Source organism: Thiomicrorhabdus xiamenensis (assembly GCF_013282625.1).
In the GTDB taxonomy this organism is placed as follows: domain Bacteria; phylum Pseudomonadota; class Gammaproteobacteria; order Thiomicrospirales; family Thiomicrospiraceae; genus Thiomicrorhabdus; species Thiomicrorhabdus xiamenensis.
This window is the reverse complement of the sequence record NZ_CP054020.1, coordinates 177,724-198,643: the sequence shown is the minus strand read 5'-3', so window position 1 is coordinate 198,643 and position 20,920 is coordinate 177,724. Positions and strand designations below refer to the sequence as shown.

Annotated in this window: 16 protein-coding genes; 9 read left to right on the top strand and 7 right to left on the bottom strand. The window is 49.5% G+C overall.

Annotation, left to right across the window (positions count from 1 at the left end):
* Window positions 1-2 precede the first annotated feature (2 nt).
* Window positions 3-974, top strand: coding sequence for a malonyl-ACP O-methyltransferase BioC (gene bioC, locus HQN79_RS00890; protein ID WP_173283826.1), 972 nt, complete (start codon window positions 3-5; stop codon window positions 972-974).
* Window positions 975-977: 3 nt separating this feature from the next.
* Here the strand turns inward: bioC and HQN79_RS00885 are convergent, their stop codons facing one another.
* The gene (locus tag HQN79_RS00885) at window positions 978-3,272 is read right to left on the bottom strand and encodes a primosomal protein N' (protein WP_173283825.1); all 2,295 of its coding nucleotides are present in this window, start codon (window positions 3,270-3,272) and stop codon (window positions 978-980) included.
* Between the two features lie 309 nt (window positions 3,273-3,581).
* Here HQN79_RS00885 and HQN79_RS00880 point away from each other — a divergent pair, with 309 nt between their 5' ends.
* The 4 genes from HQN79_RS00880 (at window position 3,582) to HQN79_RS00865 (ending at window position 6,777) form a co-directional block, all read left to right on the top strand.
* On the top strand, window positions 3,582-4,199 hold the full coding sequence (locus HQN79_RS00880; protein ID WP_173283824.1) for a hypothetical protein: 618 nt from the start codon (window positions 3,582-3,584) through the stop codon (window positions 4,197-4,199).
* A 47-nt stretch (window positions 4,200-4,246) separates the two neighbouring features.
* Window positions 4,247-4,699, top strand: a complete 453-nt coding sequence (locus HQN79_RS00875; protein WP_173283823.1) for a hypothetical protein — start codon at window positions 4,247-4,249, stop codon at window positions 4,697-4,699.
* Window positions 4,700-4,849: 150 nt separating this feature from the next.
* Complete coding sequence (locus tag HQN79_RS00870; RefSeq protein ID WP_173283822.1) at window positions 4,850-5,404, top strand: TRAP transporter small permease subunit; 555 nt, start codon at window positions 4,850-4,852, stop codon at window positions 5,402-5,404.
* Window positions 5,404-6,777 (top strand): TRAP transporter large permease, encoded by a 1,374-nt coding sequence (locus HQN79_RS00865; protein WP_173283821.1) that lies wholly within the window; start codon window positions 5,404-5,406, stop codon window positions 6,775-6,777. The genes HQN79_RS00870 and HQN79_RS00865 overlap by 1 nt, the downstream gene beginning before the upstream one ends.
* Before the next feature lie 392 nt (window positions 6,778-7,169).
* Here the strand turns inward: HQN79_RS00865 and HQN79_RS00860 are convergent, their stop codons facing one another.
* The 4 genes from HQN79_RS00860 to HQN79_RS00845 form a co-directional block, all read right to left on the bottom strand.
* The gene (locus tag HQN79_RS00860) at window positions 7,170-9,269 is read right to left on the bottom strand and encodes a YjbH domain-containing protein (RefSeq protein ID WP_173283820.1); all 2,100 of its coding nucleotides are present in this window, start codon (window positions 9,267-9,269) and stop codon (window positions 7,170-7,172) included.
* 11 nt (window positions 9,270-9,280) lie between these two features.
* Complete coding sequence (locus HQN79_RS00855) at window positions 9,281-10,024, bottom strand: capsule biosynthesis GfcC family protein (RefSeq protein ID WP_173283819.1); 744 nt, start codon at window positions 10,022-10,024, stop codon at window positions 9,281-9,283.
* 8 nt (window positions 10,025-10,032) lie between these two features.
* Entirely contained in the window at window positions 10,033-10,710 is a 678-nt protein-coding gene (locus HQN79_RS00850; RefSeq protein ID WP_173283818.1) for a YjbF family lipoprotein, read from the bottom strand.
* A 171-nt stretch (window positions 10,711-10,881) separates the two neighbouring features.
* Window positions 10,882-11,148, bottom strand: a complete 267-nt coding sequence (locus HQN79_RS00845; protein WP_173283817.1) for a hypothetical protein — start codon at window positions 11,146-11,148, stop codon at window positions 10,882-10,884.
* A gap of 806 nt (window positions 11,149-11,954) precedes the next feature.
* Between HQN79_RS00845 and HQN79_RS00840 the strand changes: the two genes are divergently transcribed.
* Window positions 11,955-13,715, top strand: a complete 1,761-nt coding sequence (locus HQN79_RS00840; RefSeq protein ID WP_173283816.1) for a DEAD/DEAH box helicase — start codon at window positions 11,955-11,957, stop codon at window positions 13,713-13,715.
* Between the two features lie 76 nt (window positions 13,716-13,791).
* Here HQN79_RS00840 and HQN79_RS00835 read toward each other — a convergent pair whose 3' ends face one another.
* Window positions 13,792-14,196, bottom strand: a complete 405-nt coding sequence (locus tag HQN79_RS00835; RefSeq protein ID WP_173283815.1) for a hypothetical protein — start codon at window positions 14,194-14,196, stop codon at window positions 13,792-13,794.
* A 304-nt stretch (window positions 14,197-14,500) separates the two neighbouring features.
* Here HQN79_RS00835 and HQN79_RS00830 point away from each other — a divergent pair, with 304 nt between their 5' ends.
* Entirely contained in the window at window positions 14,501-15,343 is an 843-nt protein-coding gene (locus tag HQN79_RS00830; protein ID WP_173283814.1) for a phosphate/phosphite/phosphonate ABC transporter substrate-binding protein, read from the top strand.
* Window positions 15,340-17,676 (top strand): bifunctional diguanylate cyclase/phosphodiesterase, encoded by a 2,337-nt coding sequence (locus HQN79_RS00825; protein ID WP_173283813.1) that lies wholly within the window; start codon window positions 15,340-15,342, stop codon window positions 17,674-17,676. Before HQN79_RS00830 ends, HQN79_RS00825 begins: the two co-directional genes overlap by 4 nt.
* A 13-nt stretch (window positions 17,677-17,689) precedes the next feature.
* Here HQN79_RS00825 and moaC read toward each other — a convergent pair whose 3' ends face one another.
* Window positions 17,690-18,193, bottom strand: coding sequence for a cyclic pyranopterin monophosphate synthase MoaC (gene moaC, locus HQN79_RS00820; protein WP_173283812.1), 504 nt, complete (start codon window positions 18,191-18,193; stop codon window positions 17,690-17,692).
* Window positions 18,194-18,508: 315 nt separating this feature from the next.
* Here moaC and HQN79_RS00815 point away from each other — a divergent pair, with 315 nt between their 5' ends.
* Window positions 18,509-20,848, top strand: a complete 2,340-nt coding sequence (locus tag HQN79_RS00815; protein WP_173283811.1) for a TonB-dependent receptor — start codon at window positions 18,509-18,511, stop codon at window positions 20,846-20,848.
* Window positions 20,849-20,920: the final 72 nt, after the last annotated feature.

Here is a 20,920-nt window from a genome sequence, read left to right as displayed (position 1 = left end):
TCATGAACAACAGTCCAGAACACAACGATCATCTGCTGAAGGTAAACCGCCAGCATCTCAAGCAGCATTTCAGTCACGCTGCGCCCAGCTACGACGATGCCGCCATCCTGCAAAAAACCGTCGCTGAACGCATTGACGAACGTCTGGAACTGACGACGGTGCAAGCACAGAGGATCGCCGACATCGGGGCGGGTACCGGACTACTGACCGTCAAGCTGATGCAACGCTATCCGGATGCCGAACTGTTTGCCGTGGACCTCTCCGAAGCAATGCTTCAACAAGCAAGATCTCGTCTAATCAAGCCGAAAATGCCAAAGTTGGGCGCAGTTAATCGACTTTTGCCGCAAAATTTCGCAAATAAGTGTGGTGCAGTCATGCTCAACGCCGATGCGTTTGCCCTGCCGTTTGCCGATAACAGCCTGGATATGCTGACCAGTAATCTTATGCTTCAATGGTGTGACGATCTTGATGCTGTCTTTGCTGAATTTCGTCGCGTCTTGCGCCAGGACGGCTTATTGATGTTCACGACTTTCGGCCCGGACACCCTTAAGGAACTGCGTCAAGCTTGGAACATGGCGGATGCGCAACGCGAACACGTCAACCATTTCATTGATATGCACGATATCGGCGACGCTTTAATCCGCACCGGATTCGGCCAGCCGGTCATGGATGTCGAGCATTTCACCTTGACCTATGACAAGCCGATCGGCGTCATGAAAGACCTTAAGGCGATAGGTGCAACCAACGCCAGTCTTAACCGCAACCGCGGTTTAATGGGCAAGGAACGCTTTCAGGCAATGCTCAACGCCTACGAAACCTTGCGCCATGACGGCAAAATTCCGGCGACCTACGAGGTCGTTCACGGTCATGCCTGGGCGGCACAGGAACGCTTCAAAGGACCGGATCGTGATCGCAGCGGCCTGGTAGAGATCAGCCTGGACGAGTTTTCGCGTCAAACACGAAAAGCGCCCTAGCCCTCAATACATATCCTGAGGATCAATATCCAAATTCCAGCGCACTTTACGCGCCAGAGGGCTTTGATAAATATGCGGCAGCATCAGAGTCAACAGCTGATGTAATTTCGGTCGCGAATCGCTGGCCAGCATGAGCTGGTAACGATATCTTCCCTGTCGTCGCATCATAGGCGCACTGACCGGCCCCCATAATTCGAGCACCGTATCAGCCGACTCCTGTTGCAAGGTCTGCCACTGCAACTCCAGGCCGGCCTTGAGCGAGTTTAGGAAGTCCAATGCATCTTGCGCATTGTGAGCCTCACATCGAACCAGACACTGAAAGCGCCATGGCGGAAGATGCGCCTCTTTACGTTCGGCTAGCGCGGCTTCGGCAAAAGCCCCGTAACCTTCATTGATCAGTTTGAGCAGCAACGGATGCTGAGGATGGTGCGTCTGTACCAACACTTCACCTTCGTCTTCGGCCCGCCCAGCACGACCGGCCACCTGCAACAACAACTGCGCCATCCGCTCTGTTGCCCGATAATCGCAGCTGAAAAGTCCCTGATCAATATCCAAAAGACCGACTAGCGTCACTTTCGGGAAGTGATGGCCTTTCGCCAGCATCTGGGTTCCGATCAGAATATCCGCCTCGCCTTTTTGTGCCTGCTGGGTCAACTCCTCCATCTTTCCTTTCAAACGGGTACTGTCGCGATCGATTCGCAATACTGTTTTCTCGGGAAACCACTCGACAATAGTCTCTTCCAGCCGCTCGGTTCCCTGACCGACGGTATGCAACTCTTCACTACCGCACTGCGGACAGGATTCGGGAAGATTCATCTGCTCACCGCAATGATGGCAGAGCAAGTATTGATGGTAGCTTCCCTGATGCAGGGTCATATTGGCATCGCAACTCGGACACTGCGCCTGCCAACCGCATTCATGGCACATTAGAACCGGAGCAAAACCTCGGCGATTCAAAAAAAGCAGCACCTGTTGTCCGGCTTGCAGATGTTTCTGCATCGCGGCTTTCAGCTTAGCGCCGACTCCCTCCTGAATTTTCTCTCCCCGAATATCGATCAAGCGAATCTTAGGCGGCTTGGCCGTTCCGGCTCGACGGTTCAGGGTCAACAAACGATATCTTTGCTGATCAACATTAAACAAGCTTTCCAATGAAGGTGTCGCTGAACCTAATACAATCGGCACCTGTAGCTGATGGGCTCGGCGAACCAAAATATCCCGTGCCGAATAGCGCACGCCATCTTGCTGCTTATAGGAAGTGTCGTGTTCTTCGTCGATAATACAGAGCCCCAGATCCTTAAAGGGGGCAAACACCGCGGACCGGGTTCCCATCAGAACGGAGACCTCCCCGCTGCGCACCGAATGCCAAGCGCAATGTCTTTGAGTATCGTTCATCGCCGAATGCATCAATGCAATCGGGCGTTGAAGATGGGCCGAAAAACGCTGAATCATTTGCGGCGTCAAACCGATTTCCGGAACCAGAATCAATACCTGCCTCCCCATCTCGAGCACATGCTCAACCATCGCCAGATAAACTTCGGTTTTGCCGCTGCCGGTAATTCCCTGGAGCAGGAAGCTGGCAAAGCCGTCTCCGGATCGAACATGGCTGACCACCTGATCCACCGCCGACTGCTGTTCGCTATTGAGCGCATGCTGTGGACCAGGAACTGCCACCGCTTCTTGCCAGCAGGGCCCGCTAGTCTGACTTACCCAGCCGAGATCGAGCCATTCGTTAACAAACTTTCGCCAACTCGCGGTTTGCGCTTTACAGATTTCCCGGTTAAGCGGGGTTTCGCAGGTCAGAAATTGCTCGGCCAAAGCCCGTTTTGCCTTGGCTTTGGCAGGTAAATTTTGCAGCTGCTCGCGACCGAGTGCGGTAATTGTCCAGACATCGTGCCCATGAATACTTGCCTCTTCACCGCCACGGATACGTTTTGGCAGGGCAGTGTTAATCACTTCGCCCATAGGCGCATGATAATAGTCGCTGACCCACTGCAGGAAAGTCAGATCCTGAGGATGCAGAATCGGCTCCTCATCGATCCACCGGAGAATGGTTTTGATTTTTTCGAGCGCATAGTCCGCCGGCGCAACGGCAACCACAATGGCAATGAGCGAACGGTTACGAAAAGGAATTTCTACCCGTCGGCCGATTAGCCTCGGCCACATTTCGGGTGTTTCAGTTAAATTATCGCAATCAAGGTAGTCAAGCGGTGTTAGAAAGGGGCCTGATACAGCGACTTTCAAGACCGCCTTATTGGTCGAAGTATCGGCTTCATCTTGCCCTGAAGTATTCGACTGCAAATTTCCTCCCCAACACCGTCTATAAAATTATGCCCATGAACGGGACTATTGTAATGCGTTTTCGGCTCAAGAGGAGAGTCAAGAAATACCGGGTATATGCAATCCTCGTCAAGGAACCTACTTCATGGCTTATTAAAGATTTCTGAAGCCTTTTGTCAATCTCTTTGCGACGAAAGATGATTAACTGTTAAATACATTATCGGCAACTTCACTCTTAATGATGAAAGATCCGAATACCAATACAATAATCATAAGACGATCTACAAGCGCAGCTACATAAACGCCCATATCACTCTCAGGAGACGTCGTATGCCGAGATCAATTCCACAAACAACGCCATTCTTAAGCGGTAAATCGTTATTTCGCTTTATATCCATCATGGCAATGAGCGCAGCATTTCTGTTAAGCGGCTGTACCGTGGTTCATCATCCAGCCAAACAGAGCCACGTTGAGTACGCGCCCTATTACTATTCAACGCAACCGGTTAACTACTATTATTCGTATCCGAATTACTCCTCTTACCCGCCAGGCTATTCAAAAGAATATCGCCATAAACATCATCCGCATGAGAAAAAGCGCACAGAAGCAGCGAGAAAATACCAATCGAAACCCTATGAAACAAAACCGATCCACTCACCCAAAATATTGATTCCCTCTCCACCCAAGGTGAAAAAAACGCAATATCAATCCAACAAACAGGGCAAGCCTTTCCGCTCTTTCAGCCAGAAAGTGAAAGAGAATAAAAAACAAGCTCAACACAGCCGCCGGGAAAACTATGCCCAAACGCCTAGAATACCTGTCAACCGAGCGCCTGAAGTGAAAAAGACCGATGATTCAAACGATAAATATACAAAAAAACCTGCAACCGACCGCAATAGAAGTGATAAATTTAAAGAAAAGCGTTTTGGATATCGCTCGGCCCCTTAAGCCAGTCTTAACTTCGCTATAAGGGCCTTTCCGTTAGAGGAGTACCCATGACTACAACAAAGCAGAAAAAGAGTTTTCGCCCATTAGTACTGGCGACTTTCGGTGCCGCGTTACTGCTTAACGGCTGCGTGGTTCAGCATAGAGCCGTGATCGAATCCCCTCCGCAGGCGTACCCGCATTACAAAAAATATCATGATCGGCAGTATTACGACTACAACTACCGCTTCAGCAGTCGCGAACGGGAAGAGTTTTATCGTTACTATCACCCAAATCAACGCAACAAAAAGCGCCAGAAACCGATTCCTCCGGGACATTACAAACGTCCTTACAACTTGCATAAGCCGCTTCCGCATAATGTGCGCTATCAGCGTTTGCCTCGGGATTTAGAGCGTCACCTTCCGCCGCCGCCAAACGATATGATCCGAATCCGCATCGGTAGCGATATCCTGTTAATGCATCGCAAGACACGGGTTATCTACGACATTATTTTTAACCTGTAACCTTCAAAAACCCTCCCTAAAGGTCTACTCCGCTACACCGGGTAGACCGCCACTCTACCCGCACGCGAAGCATTTTTAAGACAAACCCCCAGAGATGCATAAAAATCGCTAAAATAGGCAGCAATGACTGCTCAATTCTAATGAATTTTTATGGATAAACTCGTACAGACCTACCTGCGTTTCCACTATCCGTTTCAGGATATTATCGGACGTATTTTCGCTTGGGGCGTTTTAAGCCTCGTAATTATTACTTCTCTGGTTGTTATTCTCCGCTACGGTTTCGAAACCGGTTCCATCGCCTTGCAGGAAACCATTACTTATAACCATGCCATCCTTTTTATGCTCGGCATCAGTTATACCTACCTGCATGACGAACACGTCCGGGTAGATGTATTCTACAGCCGCTACAGCCCGCAACGTAAACAGTGGGTCAATCTGCTTGGCTCGATACTCTTTACCTTGCCGATTACACTGTTTATCCTCTGGAGCAGCTGGGATTATGTCTCCGCTAGCTGGGCAATATCGGAATCCTCTCCGGAAGGGGGCGGACTTGGTTATGTCTACCTGCTTAAAACCTTGATTCTGGTTATGGCCTCGCTTCTGCTTTTACAGGCCATTGCTGTGATCGGTAAGAGTTGGTTACAACTCAAGAGCTCTGCTTCTGATGGTAGCGAAGAGCAAAAACTGCAGGGAGGAAAACTGTAATGGAATGGCTTTCCCTGTTACTGTTTGCGGTGATTTTCATCGCCCTTCTGCTTGGATTCCCGGTTGCTTTAACCCTGGCCGGCGCTTCCTTACTTTTCGCTCTGGCGGCCAACGCTTTCGGCGCTTTCGATATGGCTTTCTTGCAAAGTATCCCAAATCGAATCTTTGCGATTATGAACAACCAGACGCTGATAGCCGTTCCTTTATTCGTATTTATGGGAATTATGCTTGAGAAGTCTAAACTTGCCGAAGACCTGCTTCACACAATGGACGAAGTCATGCGCGGCGTTAAAGGCGGGCTTGGTCTGGCGGTCATATTGGTCGGAATGCTACTGGCGGCAAGTACCGGTATTGTCGGTGCAACGGTCGTCACCATGGGGCTGCTGGCCCTGCCGACCATGCTCAAGCAAGGCTACTGCCCAAAATTGGCCAGCGGAACCATCTGCGCCTCAGGGACGCTCGGACAGATTATTCCGCCGTCGATCGTTCTGATTCTGCTCGGCGATGTGCTCTCCTCCTCCTACCAGCAAGCCCAACTTAATCAGGGCATATTCTCACCGGAAACATTATCGGTAGGCGACCTGTTTATCGGAGCACTTCTGCCAGGCATGCTGTTGGTCGTGCTTTATATGGCTTATCTTTTCTTCCAGGCCGTGCGCCATCCGGATAAAGTTCCGAACCATATCGGCACCCCCGTCACTCCGGGGCTGGGAAAACGTGTACTGAAAAGCCTTCTACCGCCTCTGTTACTGATTCTATTGGTTCTGGGATCCATACTCGGCGGATTTGCCACGCCAACCGAAGCGGCCTCATTAGGTGCTCTTGGCGCAATGCTGTTGGCCTTATTCAACCGCCAGCTCAGCCTCAAAATTCTGCAGAATGTGATGCAGGATACTTTAAAAGTAACCAGTATGATCTTCCTGATCTTTATTGGAGCGGCCTTCTTCTCGCTGGTTTTCCGTGGCCTGGGAGGTGACGACCTGATGCACGATCTGCTTTCAGATCTGCCAGGCGGCATCTTTACCGCCATGTTAATCGTTATGGCACTGATGTTTGTTCTGGGCTTCTTCCTCGACTTTATTGAGATCACCTACGTCGTGGTTCCAGTGGTCGCGCCGATTCTTCTGATGATGGGCGTGGATCCGATCTGGCTGGGTATTATGATCGCCATAAACCTGCAAACGGCTTTTCTAACACCGCCGTTCGGTTTCGCGCTGTTCTATCTGCGCGGAGTCGCGCCCCCGGAATTGAAAACTGCCGATCTCTATAGAGGTGCTGTACCGTTTATCGGCATACAGCTCAGTGTCCTGGTAGTCATTGCCATCTGGCCGGAAATCGTTACTTGGCTGCCAAGCGTGGTCTACAGCGAATAACTTTATCAATTATTTGAAAGTAAAAAACCAGCTTTATGCTGGTTTTTTATTGTCCGGATAACCGATAACTCGACGTAAATCACAATTTTCAACACAAGTGATCCAACGCTTTACTTCGTTCCGGAACATTATTATGCATCCTGTAACCCGGAAAAGATTCAAACCGGTGTTTATCATATCGCTGTTGCCAATTTCGCGCGGGCCGATGACCGCGTAGCAACCGTGCAGGTTTCCACAGACGCCGATGGCGTACTAGGCACTCGACAGGTCACTCTTGGCTCAGCAAGCGGTAATTACCCAACAAACAGACTCTTCAAGATCCCAGTGGATCGAGATAGTCGGAATGGCAAGCTTACCGCTCGAATTCTGAACTAGACAAGCCACAAGCCTACCTAGTCAAGAATCTGATCGAAGTTGTTCAATATCCACTGCTGATCACGGGAACGCGTCAACTCATAAAGCTCATATCTACGATTCAACATCTGCCCGCCGTCACGCGTCAGGAAACGCCAGTTCAGTTCAGCAACTTCATTGGTTGACTTGAAACTAAACAGATTCAAAGGCAGCTGGAAGTAGAACCCTTTATCAAAGCTTCCTTCCCCGAACTCTTCTGCTGAAACGTCGGTTTTGGTTGCCCAGACACCGATACTGGCACCGTTTTTAAACTGTCGGCTCAAATCAATCGTGACGCCGCGGTCTCCCGCCAGATATTGTCCGGCACTGACTTTCGCCTGAATTCCGATCTGACTCTGATAGTATGCAGTTAAGTGTCCGGTAGTGACCTCATAATCGCGAAAACCTAATCCTTGATCAAAGTCTCGCTGTTTAACCCGGTTGGCATCCAGACCAAGCGCCCATCTTTTGCCTAAAGGACGGTATAAAAGTTCGCCGCCGATCCCGCCGTACATCCATTCCAGATAACCGCCATACAAGCTGGCATACCAGTTCGGAGCCAAGCGTTCGAAATGGGACAGCTGCATATTATCCATACGCAAGACGGAGGTCTTCAGATAATCTCGAATACTGGTTCGCACGCGCGGAAGAAGCGAATCTGCCTGATATTCAAAATTATCATAATTGTCCAATAACCCCAGTTTCAGGGATCCGCTCCACAACAAGCCTTCGGTCAGCCGATAATCGGCATTCGCCTTAAGCCCCAACTGGTACAGCAGAAAAGCGTCCGGCCCACCGAAACTTCCGGAGAAATACGGACTGACATCATAATTAAACTGCCCGATGGAGCTGCTTTGATAAACCAGCTGCTCGTCATTAACGGCTTTCGGATTACTGAATGACGTTGTCTCGGTAATCACGCTTTCTTCCGCTTCCAAATTTGCTGCGGCATGGAAACTTTCGCGTTGTAGATTTAGTTGAGAGACAGGCAAACCAAATTGCAGATCGACAAAATGGAATTGCTCTATCTGATCCGGCGTCTGGTTATCCAGCAGGCGAGCTGCTCGCCCGACCCCCTTGGCCAGAGGGTACTGTTTTTGATTGCCGTAGATATAAAGTTCCTGATCCTGTTGTTCGATCCGCTCGACATCTATACCGGCATTCGCTCTAAGCTGCTGATCAATTGTCGGCCAGTCCGCTTGGTCCGGGCGAGCGGTTTCCTGCACAGGAACCGGTTTCGGGTCAAGAAGTTTGGGGTTATCCGCCGTTTTAAGGTTGGTGCGGAAAGTTACCCCCGCGTAGACTTCATTCCCTCGAACCATACCGAGCTGGAGATCAATTCCCTTTAGCGGAGAATACACGACCCCCACGTTGATCGGCGATTTCTGTTCCAGCACATTACCCAGCGGTTCATTCTGATAATCATTCGCGTCATATTCGATTTTCAAGCGCAGAGGCATGGATTCGAAATAGTATTCGGCACCGGCAAACAGCGCGACCTTTTCACCGGAAAAGAAGTTGGAATAAGAGATGTTTCCGCCCTGATCACCTGCCTCCCCGGCATCACGGTAATCAAACGAATCCCCAAAAAGGCTTAGCGGATTATCCAGATGCCCTTGCTGCCCGAGATAGCCCCACCCCATACCGAAGCTGAGATCCAGATTTTTGATCTGCTTGCTCAAAACGACATATTCACCGGAAAACAACCCCGTCCCGCCGACATCACGAATCCCGACCGCCACTTCAGGCAGATAATAGGTTTCTTCAAACAGACGGACTTTAATATCGGTCGATTTATCTTTATAACTCTGCGAATCGGCTATTGCCTCTCCGTAAAGGCGGTTGGAAATATCCGTATACTTAAACAGGAACTGGAACCACGGTAACGGTTGAGCAATTACCGCCACCCTTGAATAGAGATCCGCATAGGAAAGATGAACGCCGAAAGCGCCTTCCGGATACATTCTTGAAGTCGGCATTTCAACCAGACCGACTTCGCCGGAGTTTGTCTGTGAGTAAGATAAAGGCTCCGCCTGTGCAGACGGTAAAGCCGCGAATCCCAGTAAAATTGAAGCCACTAATGGATGCTTACGAAACACTTCTTTTGCTCCTAACGTATCGTTTGTGTAGCCAACCATCGGGCTAATTGCTGGTTAAAATCCTGTGCCGAATCCGGCAGATAGGCATCTTTGACCGGAGCCAAAATCCAGGCGCCGGGTGCGGCATAAAATTGTTCATGCGTCCAAAGCCCCACTTTACGGCGCTCGATTGCACCGTCGGGCTGTACAACGATGACCCAGCCTTTTTGAGTAAATGCCAAAGGCGGGTTTTTCTCGACATACCGATTCAAATCCCAGTCGGAAGCATAGGGTGTTGAAGGGTATTTAAAACCGATGAAAAGCATCGCTTGCGGTTGCTTTGGAAAGTGAAAGTAGGCCCGACTCATAACTTTTCGGTTGGCCCGCGCGGCCGTTTCCACTTCGAGCGGAGTCAAACTGGCAAAAATCCGCCCTGTAACTTCCTGCGAATCAATTAACTGACGCAGTGCTTGCAGATAACTCTGCAAAGCTTGATCCTGATTGGCATTTAACACCAGATCAATCTTGGCCAATAACGCCTGTTTCTGCTTGAACTGTGCCGCCTTAGCCACTTCGCTGCCCCAGGAAGCGCCGGCAAAATAAACACAGTCCTGAATAGCGGCCACTTGCAGCACTTGAGACAATCTAGGCGGTTGCTCAAAGCGCATGGTGCCATCTTTGGACACACAACCCGAAAAGGAAATATCAACCTCCTGAGCCCAAACCGCATTGATTGACAACCCAAAGAACAACGGCAAGATAAAGCGAACGATCATTTTAATCCTCATGGATAAAGTACCTCCATCCACGGCTTCAAGACCTGAAATTTAACCCTCGGGCCCCCCCCCCAATACTGTTCCGACTCCCAGATAAAACCCGTTTTGGGATCACGCCAGTAAATATTGACCCAGCTTTTATTCAACCCCTTAATCGAAAGCGTCTCTTCAAGCCGCTGTAACCGGACTGGCTCGCCCCACAGAGTGCGAACCTCTTCACCGGCAATACGTAACTCACCTTCGGCAAGCAGGCCGTAACGGTTCTGTTCCGGGAAATTAACTTTATAAATAACCGGCATGTTACGTTCAGCGCTGACATCCTTAAACGGCTCACCCGCATAGAACTGGACTGCGTTGGCTTCGACCTGAACGCCTTTTGGCGTGTAGATCTGCTGAATCTGATTACCATTAAACGCCAGAGCATAACGATCCGCACTGTACCACTTGCGCACAGGCTCCTGGTAATAGCCGAGCACCATCATCCCATAAGCACCGCCGCTAAATGAAGCGTAGATCGAAGCATAAGGCAGTTTATCCGCCTGAGCTTTAGTCACGACCGGCGTCGAGACCAGATTGGTTAAGAGTTTTGCCGAGGAAGAAAAAAATGAAGAGGAATTCTTATCGGAAGTTGAACTGCAACCGGAAACAAAAACGCCTAAGAGGATCAGTAAATAAATTCTTTTCATAAAATATCAGAAGTGCGGATTGATTGCCCGTTTTAACGGCTTTCAGCAATTATAACGTCAGTCAAAGACCCGAGGTTACCAACAGCACCAAATCTTTGGCCTGCTCAATGCATAAAAAAAGCCGCATAAGCGGCTTTTCAAAAGAAACGGTTACATTTAAAACCGCTACTTTTAGTTAGTACCCGTAGTACCAGTAGCATTGTCGTCAGTAGCAGCAAAAGCAACCGCACCAACTGCAACCGCAGTAACAACCATACCGGCAGTAATCCCTACACCACCGGCTGTAGCAACGGCAGCACCACCACCAGCAGCAGCCGCGCCGCCAGAAGCAGCCGCGCCAGAAGCAGCTGCACCAGCAGGCGCAGCGTTAGAAACCGCAGGAAGCATTAGAGCCGCGGAAAAAACTGATGCCAAAGTCATTTTAGCTAGTTTAGTCATTACAAAATCCCCTTAAGAAATCAAAACTCAACCTAATGGTTTTGCGCCTTATCGCATTAACTGCAAAAACACCCAACCCTTAAATAAAAATAAATTCAGCTTTAGTCTATAGCATTATATTTTGCATTGCTACTAAAAAATCAGCATTAAAGCTGATCAAAATCATAAAGATTTCATACACTTTCCCTTTAATCGATTTCAATAAATAGAATTCGCTACATGCTGCTTTTGCGCCTTTCTTCCTGCAAATCTGCACAAATTGTATAGAAAGGCCGGGAAATAGATCGATTGAAGTCTATTGAACGACCTATTTCGACCAACTTAAGGTAAAGACAAGGTAAAGATGAAGGCAAAAACGCCCTTTAAACAGGTCGTAAAAAACCCCATTCCGATTTCTTCAGCCGAAAACACCGACTTTTCCAGGCCAAATAAATCCTTTATTCTCCCGAAGCAATATCTAAAATTTGCAATTATCACAAGGATTTAGTAGAATTCGCCCCCCGCATTAATACGGCTATTAAATATCTTTAAGCCTGACATCCCCGACCCGTTTTGATTTGCCGGTCGACTACTGAAATTAATGCCTACCAAGAGCCGTTTGCCACGCCACTGGCCTCGTTATGATGCGATGCTGTTTTGATGCAAAGGTGCTCGTTTTAATGAACACAGATTTGCCCCAGAATAGTACCTCATTCAGCGTTGCCGACAATACCTGCAACCCTACTGAGTCTTTGCGCTGTCCATTATTTGACCGCCATCCTTGTATATTCCGGGCAAAGTCATATCCATAGAGATAAGGACTCCCGATGAGTGAAATCACTTTTAAAGACCTCGGTCTAAAACCAGAAATTCTTTCCGCGATCAGCGAGATCGGTTACGAAACGCCGAGCCCGATCCAGGCCCAAGCGATCCCTGCGTTATTGCAAGGTGGCGATATTCTGGGAATGGCACAGACCGGTACCGGTAAAACCGCAGCCTTTGCCTTGCCTGCACTGAGCAATGCAGACATCCGTCAAAAGAACCCGCAAATTCTCGTACTTGCGCCGACTCGCGAACTGGCCATTCAGGTTTCCGAAGCCTTCCAGAGCTTCGCCCACCATATGAAAGGCTTTCACGTGCTGCCGATCTACGGTGGCTCCGACTACGGTTCGCAGATCCGCGCTTTGAAGCGCGGCGTGCATGTCGTTGTCGGTACCCCGGGTCGTGTTATGGATCATATGCGCAAAGGCACGCTGAAACTTGACGAGCTGAAACTTCTGGTTCTCGACGAAGCCGACGAAATGCTGCGCATGGGCTTTATCGACGATGTTGAATGGGTACTTGAACACACGCCAAACAGCCGTCAGATTGCACTTTTCTCGGCAACCATGCCGAAAGAAATTCACCGTATCGCAAGCAACTACCTGAATAATCCGACCGAAGTGATTATCAAGCAGAAAACTGCGACTGCAACCACCATTACCCAGAAATACCTGATGGTCAGCGGCGGTCATAAACTGGATGCCTTAACCCGAATTCTGGAAGCCGATTCCGCCGACATCGACGGCCTGATCATCTTCGTCCGCACCAAAAACGCGACTGTTGAACTGGCCGAAAAACTGGAAGCACGCGGTTATGCCGCGGCGGCTCTAAACGGTGACATCGCACAGAATCAACGTGAGCGTATCGTTGACCAGCTAAAAGACGGCAAACTGGACATCCTGGTTGCGACCGACGTTGTTGCCCGTGGTCTTGACGTACCGCGTATCAGTCACGTTGTTAACTACGATATTCCGCAAGACAACGAATCTTACGTACACCGTATCGGTCGTACCGGCCGTGCCGGTCGTTCCGGAACGGCCATTCTGTTCGTTACTCCACGCGAGCGCCGTCTACTGGCGTCGATCGAACGCACCACCAAACAGAAAGTTGCCGAAATGCACCTGCCTTCGGCGCAGATGATTAACGACAGCCGTATCGAACGTTTCAAAAACCGTATTGTCGAAGCGCTGCAAATGGATGAATTAGGCTTCTATCAAGACCTGATCGAACAGGTAGAAAACGAACAGAATGTTCCGGCTGTCGAAGTGGCCGCGGCACTGGCTCGTCTAATGCAGGGAGACGTTCCTTTCTTTATCGAAGACAAGCCGGTGCGAGAAGTATCCAAACGCGACCGTGATCGTGACTTTGATCGCGATAACCGTCGCGGCCGAGGCGATCGTGATCGTGACGGTGGAGAACGTCGCCAGCGTCGTCGTCAATCCTCTTCGCCAGATGAAGGAATGGCGCGCTACCGTCTGGAAGTCGGTCGTACCCACGGTGTCCGCCCGGGTAACATTGTCGGCTGTATCGCCAATGAAGCCGGTCTGGACAGTGAGTTTATCCGTCAGCTGACCATTGAAGACAGTTACTCTATGGTTGATTTGCCGGAAAAAATGCCGCGTGAAGCTTTAAACGACCTGAAAAAAGCCTGGGTATGCGGTCAGCAGTTACAAATTTCCGAAGTCAAAACACAAGGTGCCGGACGTAAGCGTCTAAGCCGAAGAGCACCGGACAACGGCAGAAGCCACAAGAAACAGCGCAATTAAGTTTGCCCGCCATTTCTTGATGGCAATCGCCTGAACGGCCCAAGTCGGATTCATTTCCGGCTTGGGCCGTTTTTCTTTAATCCTCTTTACCCTCTATCTCCTCTATTTTATTGCAGATGAAATAATGACTCTCTGAACGCTTCTGCAAATAAAAACGGTAATGATCGCCCGCTTTAATTTTTCTTTTTGAAAACGGTTTTCCCACCTTATTATCCGGATATTGTTCGCTGTAGATCACATCGATGATTTGATTCGCTTGCACACGCCTGCTGGTTTTCAAAACCGTTTCCACCCTGACTTGCATCGTTACATTGAATACTTTTTTCAGCTGTTTACTGACCTCTTTCTCGCTCGATGTCAGTACATAACCCGTAATCACATCCCGCTCCGGAACCTTAACCGTCTCCTGCGCATAACAGAAACCGGAAAATACGCTGAAATACACGACCGTTATCTGCATAAAGCGTAAAAAAACACCCATAATTCCAACTCCATTCTTTGCTTGAACTGATGAAATATACCGGACATCCGAAGGGAGACAGTACCGCGTTCAAGAAGCCTTTCCGATCTCAGGCCATGCCTCAAATGATCGCTAACAATCGGACAATATAAACACAATCTTATATTAAAGCCTTAACCTGAAGCGCTTTCTCGGCTGATTCGCCAAGAGTTATCCCATCGTAAGAGCAGGTATTTTTTAGGCAACTTAGTTTATTTCAGTACGAAAACTAAGGTAGAATCTGGACTGTTTTGAAATCCATTTTACGAGTAAATCTGGCCTATTCGTGATACAGCTTACCCCCCTATTTCAGTTTATTAGCGCAATTTTTCTCGCCACTTTATGCGCTGGCGCCTATGCTTCCTCGCATATCAGCTTTGCCGTATTCCCCTATGCCAACCCCAGCTATATTGCAAAAGTGCATCAGCCGATTAAACGCTATTTCGAGCAAGCTCTGAAAGAGCCGGTCTACCTGATCAGCGCCAAAGACTTCAAATCGTACAACCAAGGCATTTTGCAACAGAAATACGACATCATCATGGGCGCTCCGCATATGGGACGTCTGGCTGAACTGGCCAGCGGTTACTACTGGCTCGGCTTTACCGCCAACTCGTCCTATGCCGTAATCACAACACGTGAAGAAAACGCCGGAAAGCAGTTAAAAGACTTTAAAGGGCAGCAAATTATCATGCCGCCGAAAAGCGCCATAGTGAACTATTTGAGCCGTCAAGCATTGCAAAATGCCGGCTTGACACCGGGAAAAGACATCACGGTCATAGAAACCAATTCGCACCATAACGCCATGCTTGCCGTGATTAATAAAATTCAGCCTCTTGGCGCTTTTGGCAAACCGGCTTGGGAGGACTTCAACCCGAAAGGCAAAAAGTCGCTGCGTCTGCTGTTCAAATCCGAACTGATTCCGGGATTTGCCGTCATGGTCAATCCCAAACTCGGGCAGGAACGCATTCGGCGCTTAAGGGAAGCTTTTCTGAACTTTCCGAATACCGAAGCAGGCAAAACCTATTTTGCCAACACCGGACTGACAGGCACTCGACGGGAAACCCCTCAGGATATGCCGCAACTGGACGGTTTTCTCAAAGGTGTCGGTCTGCTTGAGGTAACCCCATGAAATGGTTCGTCTCCCTCGCCAACCGCATCAATATCAGCATCGCCGCGGTTTTGAGCCTGTTGCTGTTTCTGCTGATTTTAAATATCAACGATTCAATCACCAGTTTCTCGAATAAAGAGCAGAAAAACGTTAGAGAGCAGTTCAGCGAATTTCTTAACTCGGCTTTAGCCCCGTTGCTGTTCAATCAGGATTATGCCAGTCTGGTTGAACGCATGAACCAGCTGATAAAAGACCATCCCGGTCTGGATCACATTGAAGTACTCAATATCGACAATCGCCGTATTGCCCACGTAGACAACCCGGGAAAAGACACCCAGGAACCGCACAATGGTACTCAATTTGCACAAATCGAGTTACGCCTTGCAGACGAATTGGTCGGCCATTTGGTCTACAGCTTAAGTTTGCAGCAGTACGGAAAACTTAAACAGGAGCTTCGTCAGGAGATGGTTTTTCTGACGACGCTGGCCATTCTTCTGACCATCATTCTGACAACCCTGTTAATGGGCTTTTTAACCAAAGGATTGCGCAAGCTGACCCACGCCAGTCAGAAAATGTTAAACGGCGATTATCAAAGCCCGATTCCATTTCTGGGGCACGATGAAATCGGCCGACTGGGGCAAAGTTTTGACGAATTACGCGAGTCCATCCAGCGTCGAACACACCTTCTTGAACTTGAACAGAGCCGAATGGAGTCCCTGCTCAACACCATGAATGTCGGAATTCTGTTCGAAAACTCCGACGACCTGATCGAATACCACAACCAGACCTTCTTTGACATCTGGCGACTGAATCCTTCCATCTCCATCTACCACCAGCCACTGGAAAATGTTCTCAAACGCTCACCTCTGAAGGTGTTATCCGAGCAGAAAATTGATGCCCGCCAGGTCGGCGAACGGCGTTACGAATGCCAGCTTTCCGATGGCCGAGTCATTCTGCAGACGCAGATGGATGTTGAAGAAAAGCAAACCGGTGGTGGCAACCTCTGGGTGTTCGAAGACATTACCCAGCGGAAAGAACTGGAAGAGGAATTGACGACACTGGCCACTTACGACCCGCTTACCGGCCTGAATAATCGACACGGCTTCAAACAACAGATTTTTCGCATGGCCTCTTTTGCTAAACGCCGCAACCAGCTTCTGGCCCTGCTGTTTTTCGACTTGGACGAATTCAAGCTGATTAACGATACCTTCGGCCATGCGCGCGGCGATGAAACCTTGATTCTGGTCGCCAATACCATGCGTACCCATATCCGCAAGGAGGAATGGTTATTCCGCCTTGGCGGCGATGAATTCGCCCTGCTGTCGATTGTCTCCGATCAGCAAGAGGCCGAATTTCTCGCCGAACGCATTATCAACGCTCTGGCCAATACTACGCATCAATTCGGCTCCCAGCAGTTAAGGATTACGACCAGTATCGGCATCTCCTTCTATCCGCATCCGAGCGCAGATCCGGAAATGCTGCCGTCCCATGCCGATATCGCGATGTATGAAGCGAAAGACAGAGGGAAAAACACCTATACCGTCTACAATCCGCGCAGTAGCCGGCTCGACCGTGAAATGGCTCGACTGTCGTGGGCTGAATCGATAAACAAGGCCTTGAATCAGCATAAGATCGAACTGCACTTTCAGGGCGTCTATCATATCCACGATCAGAAGCTTGGCCACTTGGAGGCGCTGGTCAGAATCCGTGACGAAGAGAACAAACTCGTCCATCCGAACGAATTTATCCCGATCGCAGAAAAAAATGGGCAGATCGTCGAAATCGACCGCTATGTCATTCATCGCAGTATCGAAATGCTGGCACAGAATCCGAACATTCCGGATATCGCGATCAACCTTTCCGGACGCTCATTCGATGATGTCTCGCTACCCGACTATATCGCCAAAATGATTGCCTTTTATCAGGTCAAGCCGCAGCGACTGCTGTTTGAACTCACCGAAACGGAAACCGTCGCCGATATCCAGGACGCCAGCCAGTTTATCGATGCGCTGCACGACATCGGCTGTACTGTCTGTCTGGACGATTTCGGAACCGGTTTTGCCTCATTTGCCTACCTGAAACATTTGAAAGTGGATGTTTTAAAGATAGATGGCACCTTTATCCAGAATCTGGACACTTCCATGGAAAACCGTCTGTTTGTTGAAAGTATGGTAACCGTGGCCAAAGGGCTCGGTAAACGCACCATTGCCGAATTCATCGAGAGCGAGGCAATTCTGGAAACCTGCCGCGAATTGGGCGTGGATATGGGACAGGGATATTACCTCGACAAACCGCAGAAAATGCACCCGTCATTAGGCAATATCTCTTCAGAACTGCACTGGGAAGAAACCTGACTCGGAACAACGCCTAGGCAGTCGCGCCGCTGCGCACCCAGTGACCGGATTTACCGCCCTTCTTCTCCAGTAATTGAACCTGGTCGATAACCATTCCCTTGTCGACCGCTTTGCACATGTCATACAGGGTTAAAGCCGCTGCCGAAGCCGCCGTAAGCGCTTCCATTTCAACACCGGTCTGCCCGACCAGCTTACAGATGGCAACGATCTCGACCGAACTGTTTTCGAAGTTCGGCGTCAATTCAACCTTAACAGATGTCAACAGCAGAGGATGACACATAGGAATAATATCCGGAGTACGCTTGGCCGCCATGATTCCGGCAATGCGTGCCGTCGCCAGTACATCGCCTTTCTTATGCTTTCCTTCGGCAATCATCTGCAAAGTCTCCGGCAGCATATTAATCACGGCCATAGCACGCGCTTCCCGCTCGGTATGCGCTTTGGCACTGACATCCACCATTCTTGCCTGACCCTTTTCATCCAGATGAGTCAGTTCGCCGCTTACTGCATTCGACATAGTCTTTCCTTTAGATAACAGAATTTCGATCACGCTATTCTAAACCATCGCTCTGATCTTAAAAAATCCAACCTCACTTAAAAATTCCATACCTCGTCTTTTCACACAAAACTTAAACTTAATGCGAATTATTATTATTTTCTTGAATATTGATCAAATGTAAATATAATGCGAATTATTATCAATTAACTTACGGGCTTACATATCCCAATCAATGCCGGCTAAACGTCCGAATTTCTCGGACCGATTGGGTTTTGCAAAAGGAAGCGCACGCCTTTCAGATTCGTGCGCAACGGTAGAATGAGGAGTAAAAACATGTCTACAAAACTTTCCAACCGTCTCAACCCTTGTCAGGACGGAACAAAACTAAAAGCGAACCAGAGCTTAAACCGACTGCAAAAAAAACCTTTAAGCCGCGCGACCACTCAAGCCATTACCCTCGGAATGGCTGTCAGCCTTTCTGCTGCGCCAGTCTGGGCAGAAGGTGAAGGCGGCTCAACCCTAGAGATTGTCGAAGTCGAAGGACTAAAAGTCGACGACAACCCCTATGCCGAAAAAGGCGCCCCTTACAAAGTCAATGAATCCGGCGACCGCCGTCGCGTCAAACCACTGGCGGAAACACCGCAAACCATCCAGGTTATTACCCAGACTCAACTCAAAGAATCCGGTAAAACCGACCTTAAAGAAATTCTGCAAACCCAACCTGGAATCACTGTCGGAACCGGTGAAGGCGGAAACATGTTCGGCGACCGCTACATTATTCGCGGTCACGAAGCGCGCTCAGATGTCTTTGTCGACGGTATGCGCGATCCGGGCATGACCACTCGTGAAAGCTTTGCCACTGAACAGATCGAGATTACCAAGGGTCCTAGCTCCACTTTCGCCGGTCGAGGATCGACTGGTGGTGCAGTCAACTCAATCACCAAGCAGGCCAATCTGGGCCGGAGCTTCAACAAACTCTCCGGAGGCTTCGGTAGCGATGAATATCACCGCTATACGCTGGATTCCAATATCGTACTGACCGACGATATGGCACTGCGTCTAAACATTCTTGATGCCTACGAAGAAGTACCGGATCGCGCGCCTGCCGACAGAGACCGAAAAGGGATCGCCGGTTCGATTTTCTGGGCACCGACCGACAAGCTGGACGTTACCCTTGACCATTACCACCTGAATGCCGAAGACAAACCGGATCTTGGTTCCTATATCAACCGCACTACCGGAAAAGTCGACGATGAATTTCCGGCTATTACGCAGGATAACGACTACTTCGAATCGATCATCGACACTACAACCTTGAAATTGGGCTATCAGGCGACAGAGAACGTTCGTATCGAAAACTCGACCCGTATCGGAACAACCACGAATTCTTATGTCGTAACCGGTGCGCAATACGGTACAGCCATCGCCAATGAAGGTCAGGCGGACGAATACACCTACGACACCGCTACCGCCAAGCCCAAAGCGGCCAGCCAGGATGTCGATTACTTCGCCAATACACTGAATACTTACATCGACACCGAGCTGGGCGGGAAGAAACATCAATTTGTCGTCAGCTTCGAACACTCGGATCACGAAGTTCAGCGCAATGACATTAATGTCAATAACGCTGGATCGCCCAACTGTCGTGTTGATGGCCGCGGCGGCATTACCGACGGCTATTGCTTCAAGGACGAAAACGGGCAAATGGTCGACAACTACAACAGTCTGCTGGCGAAACAGATCGGCGATGAAAGCTTCTACTCGCTGTGGCGCATGAAAACCACCTCGGTAGGCTTGATGGACACCGTCGATGTAACGGACAAACTGGCATTGCACGGTGGACTTCGCTACGACAAGTTCGACTTGGATCTGACCACAACGACTGAACACTATGACTATTCGGACGGACTCTGGAACGGCCATGTCGGCTTTGTCTATAAAGTCGCCGATAACGGAAATGTGTATGCTTCATACAGTACTGCGGCGAATGTTAACGGCGGTGAGTCGGATGTGGCGACCAATGGCGGCTACGGCGGCTTTATCGATGCCGACAGCATTGAACCGGAGACAGTAAAAAGCTATGAACTGGGAACCAAATGGGAACTTAACAACAAGAAACTACTGGCAACCGCTGCCTTGTTCCAGATTACCAAAAGCAATGTTATGGAACCGGAACGCGGAGCCGATTACAGCAATGCCGGTACGCCGAATACCGGTGAGAACCGGGTCCGCGGAATCGAACTGGGGCTGTCAGGCAACCTGACCGACAAACTGAGCGGACAGATCTCCCTAACCTCGATGGAGTCGGAAATCACCGAATCCATGTATGCGGATAATATCGGCAAGCCGTTGAGTAACTTCGCAGACAACCAGGCAAATGTTCTGTTGCGCTACCAGCTGACGCCGAAATTAGCACTGGGTGGCTCGATGACTTACTCAAGCGAAATGTATGCAGGCCAGCCGGATGCGGCCGCTTCGGAAAGCATCGAAATTCCAAGCTATACGGTTTTCGACACCTTTGCCAGCTATCGCGTCAATAAAGATTTGGATATGCAGTTAAATATCAACAACCTGTTTGATGAAGACTACTATCTTGCGGCCTACCGCAGCGGTGCTTTTGCCTATAAAGGCGATGGACGCAGTATTCAATTGACGCTTAACTATGAGTTTTAACCCCCTTTAAAACCCATCGGTAAACAGGCTGAAAATGCTCAGCCTGTGTTAACCCTCTCTCGGCAAATTCGC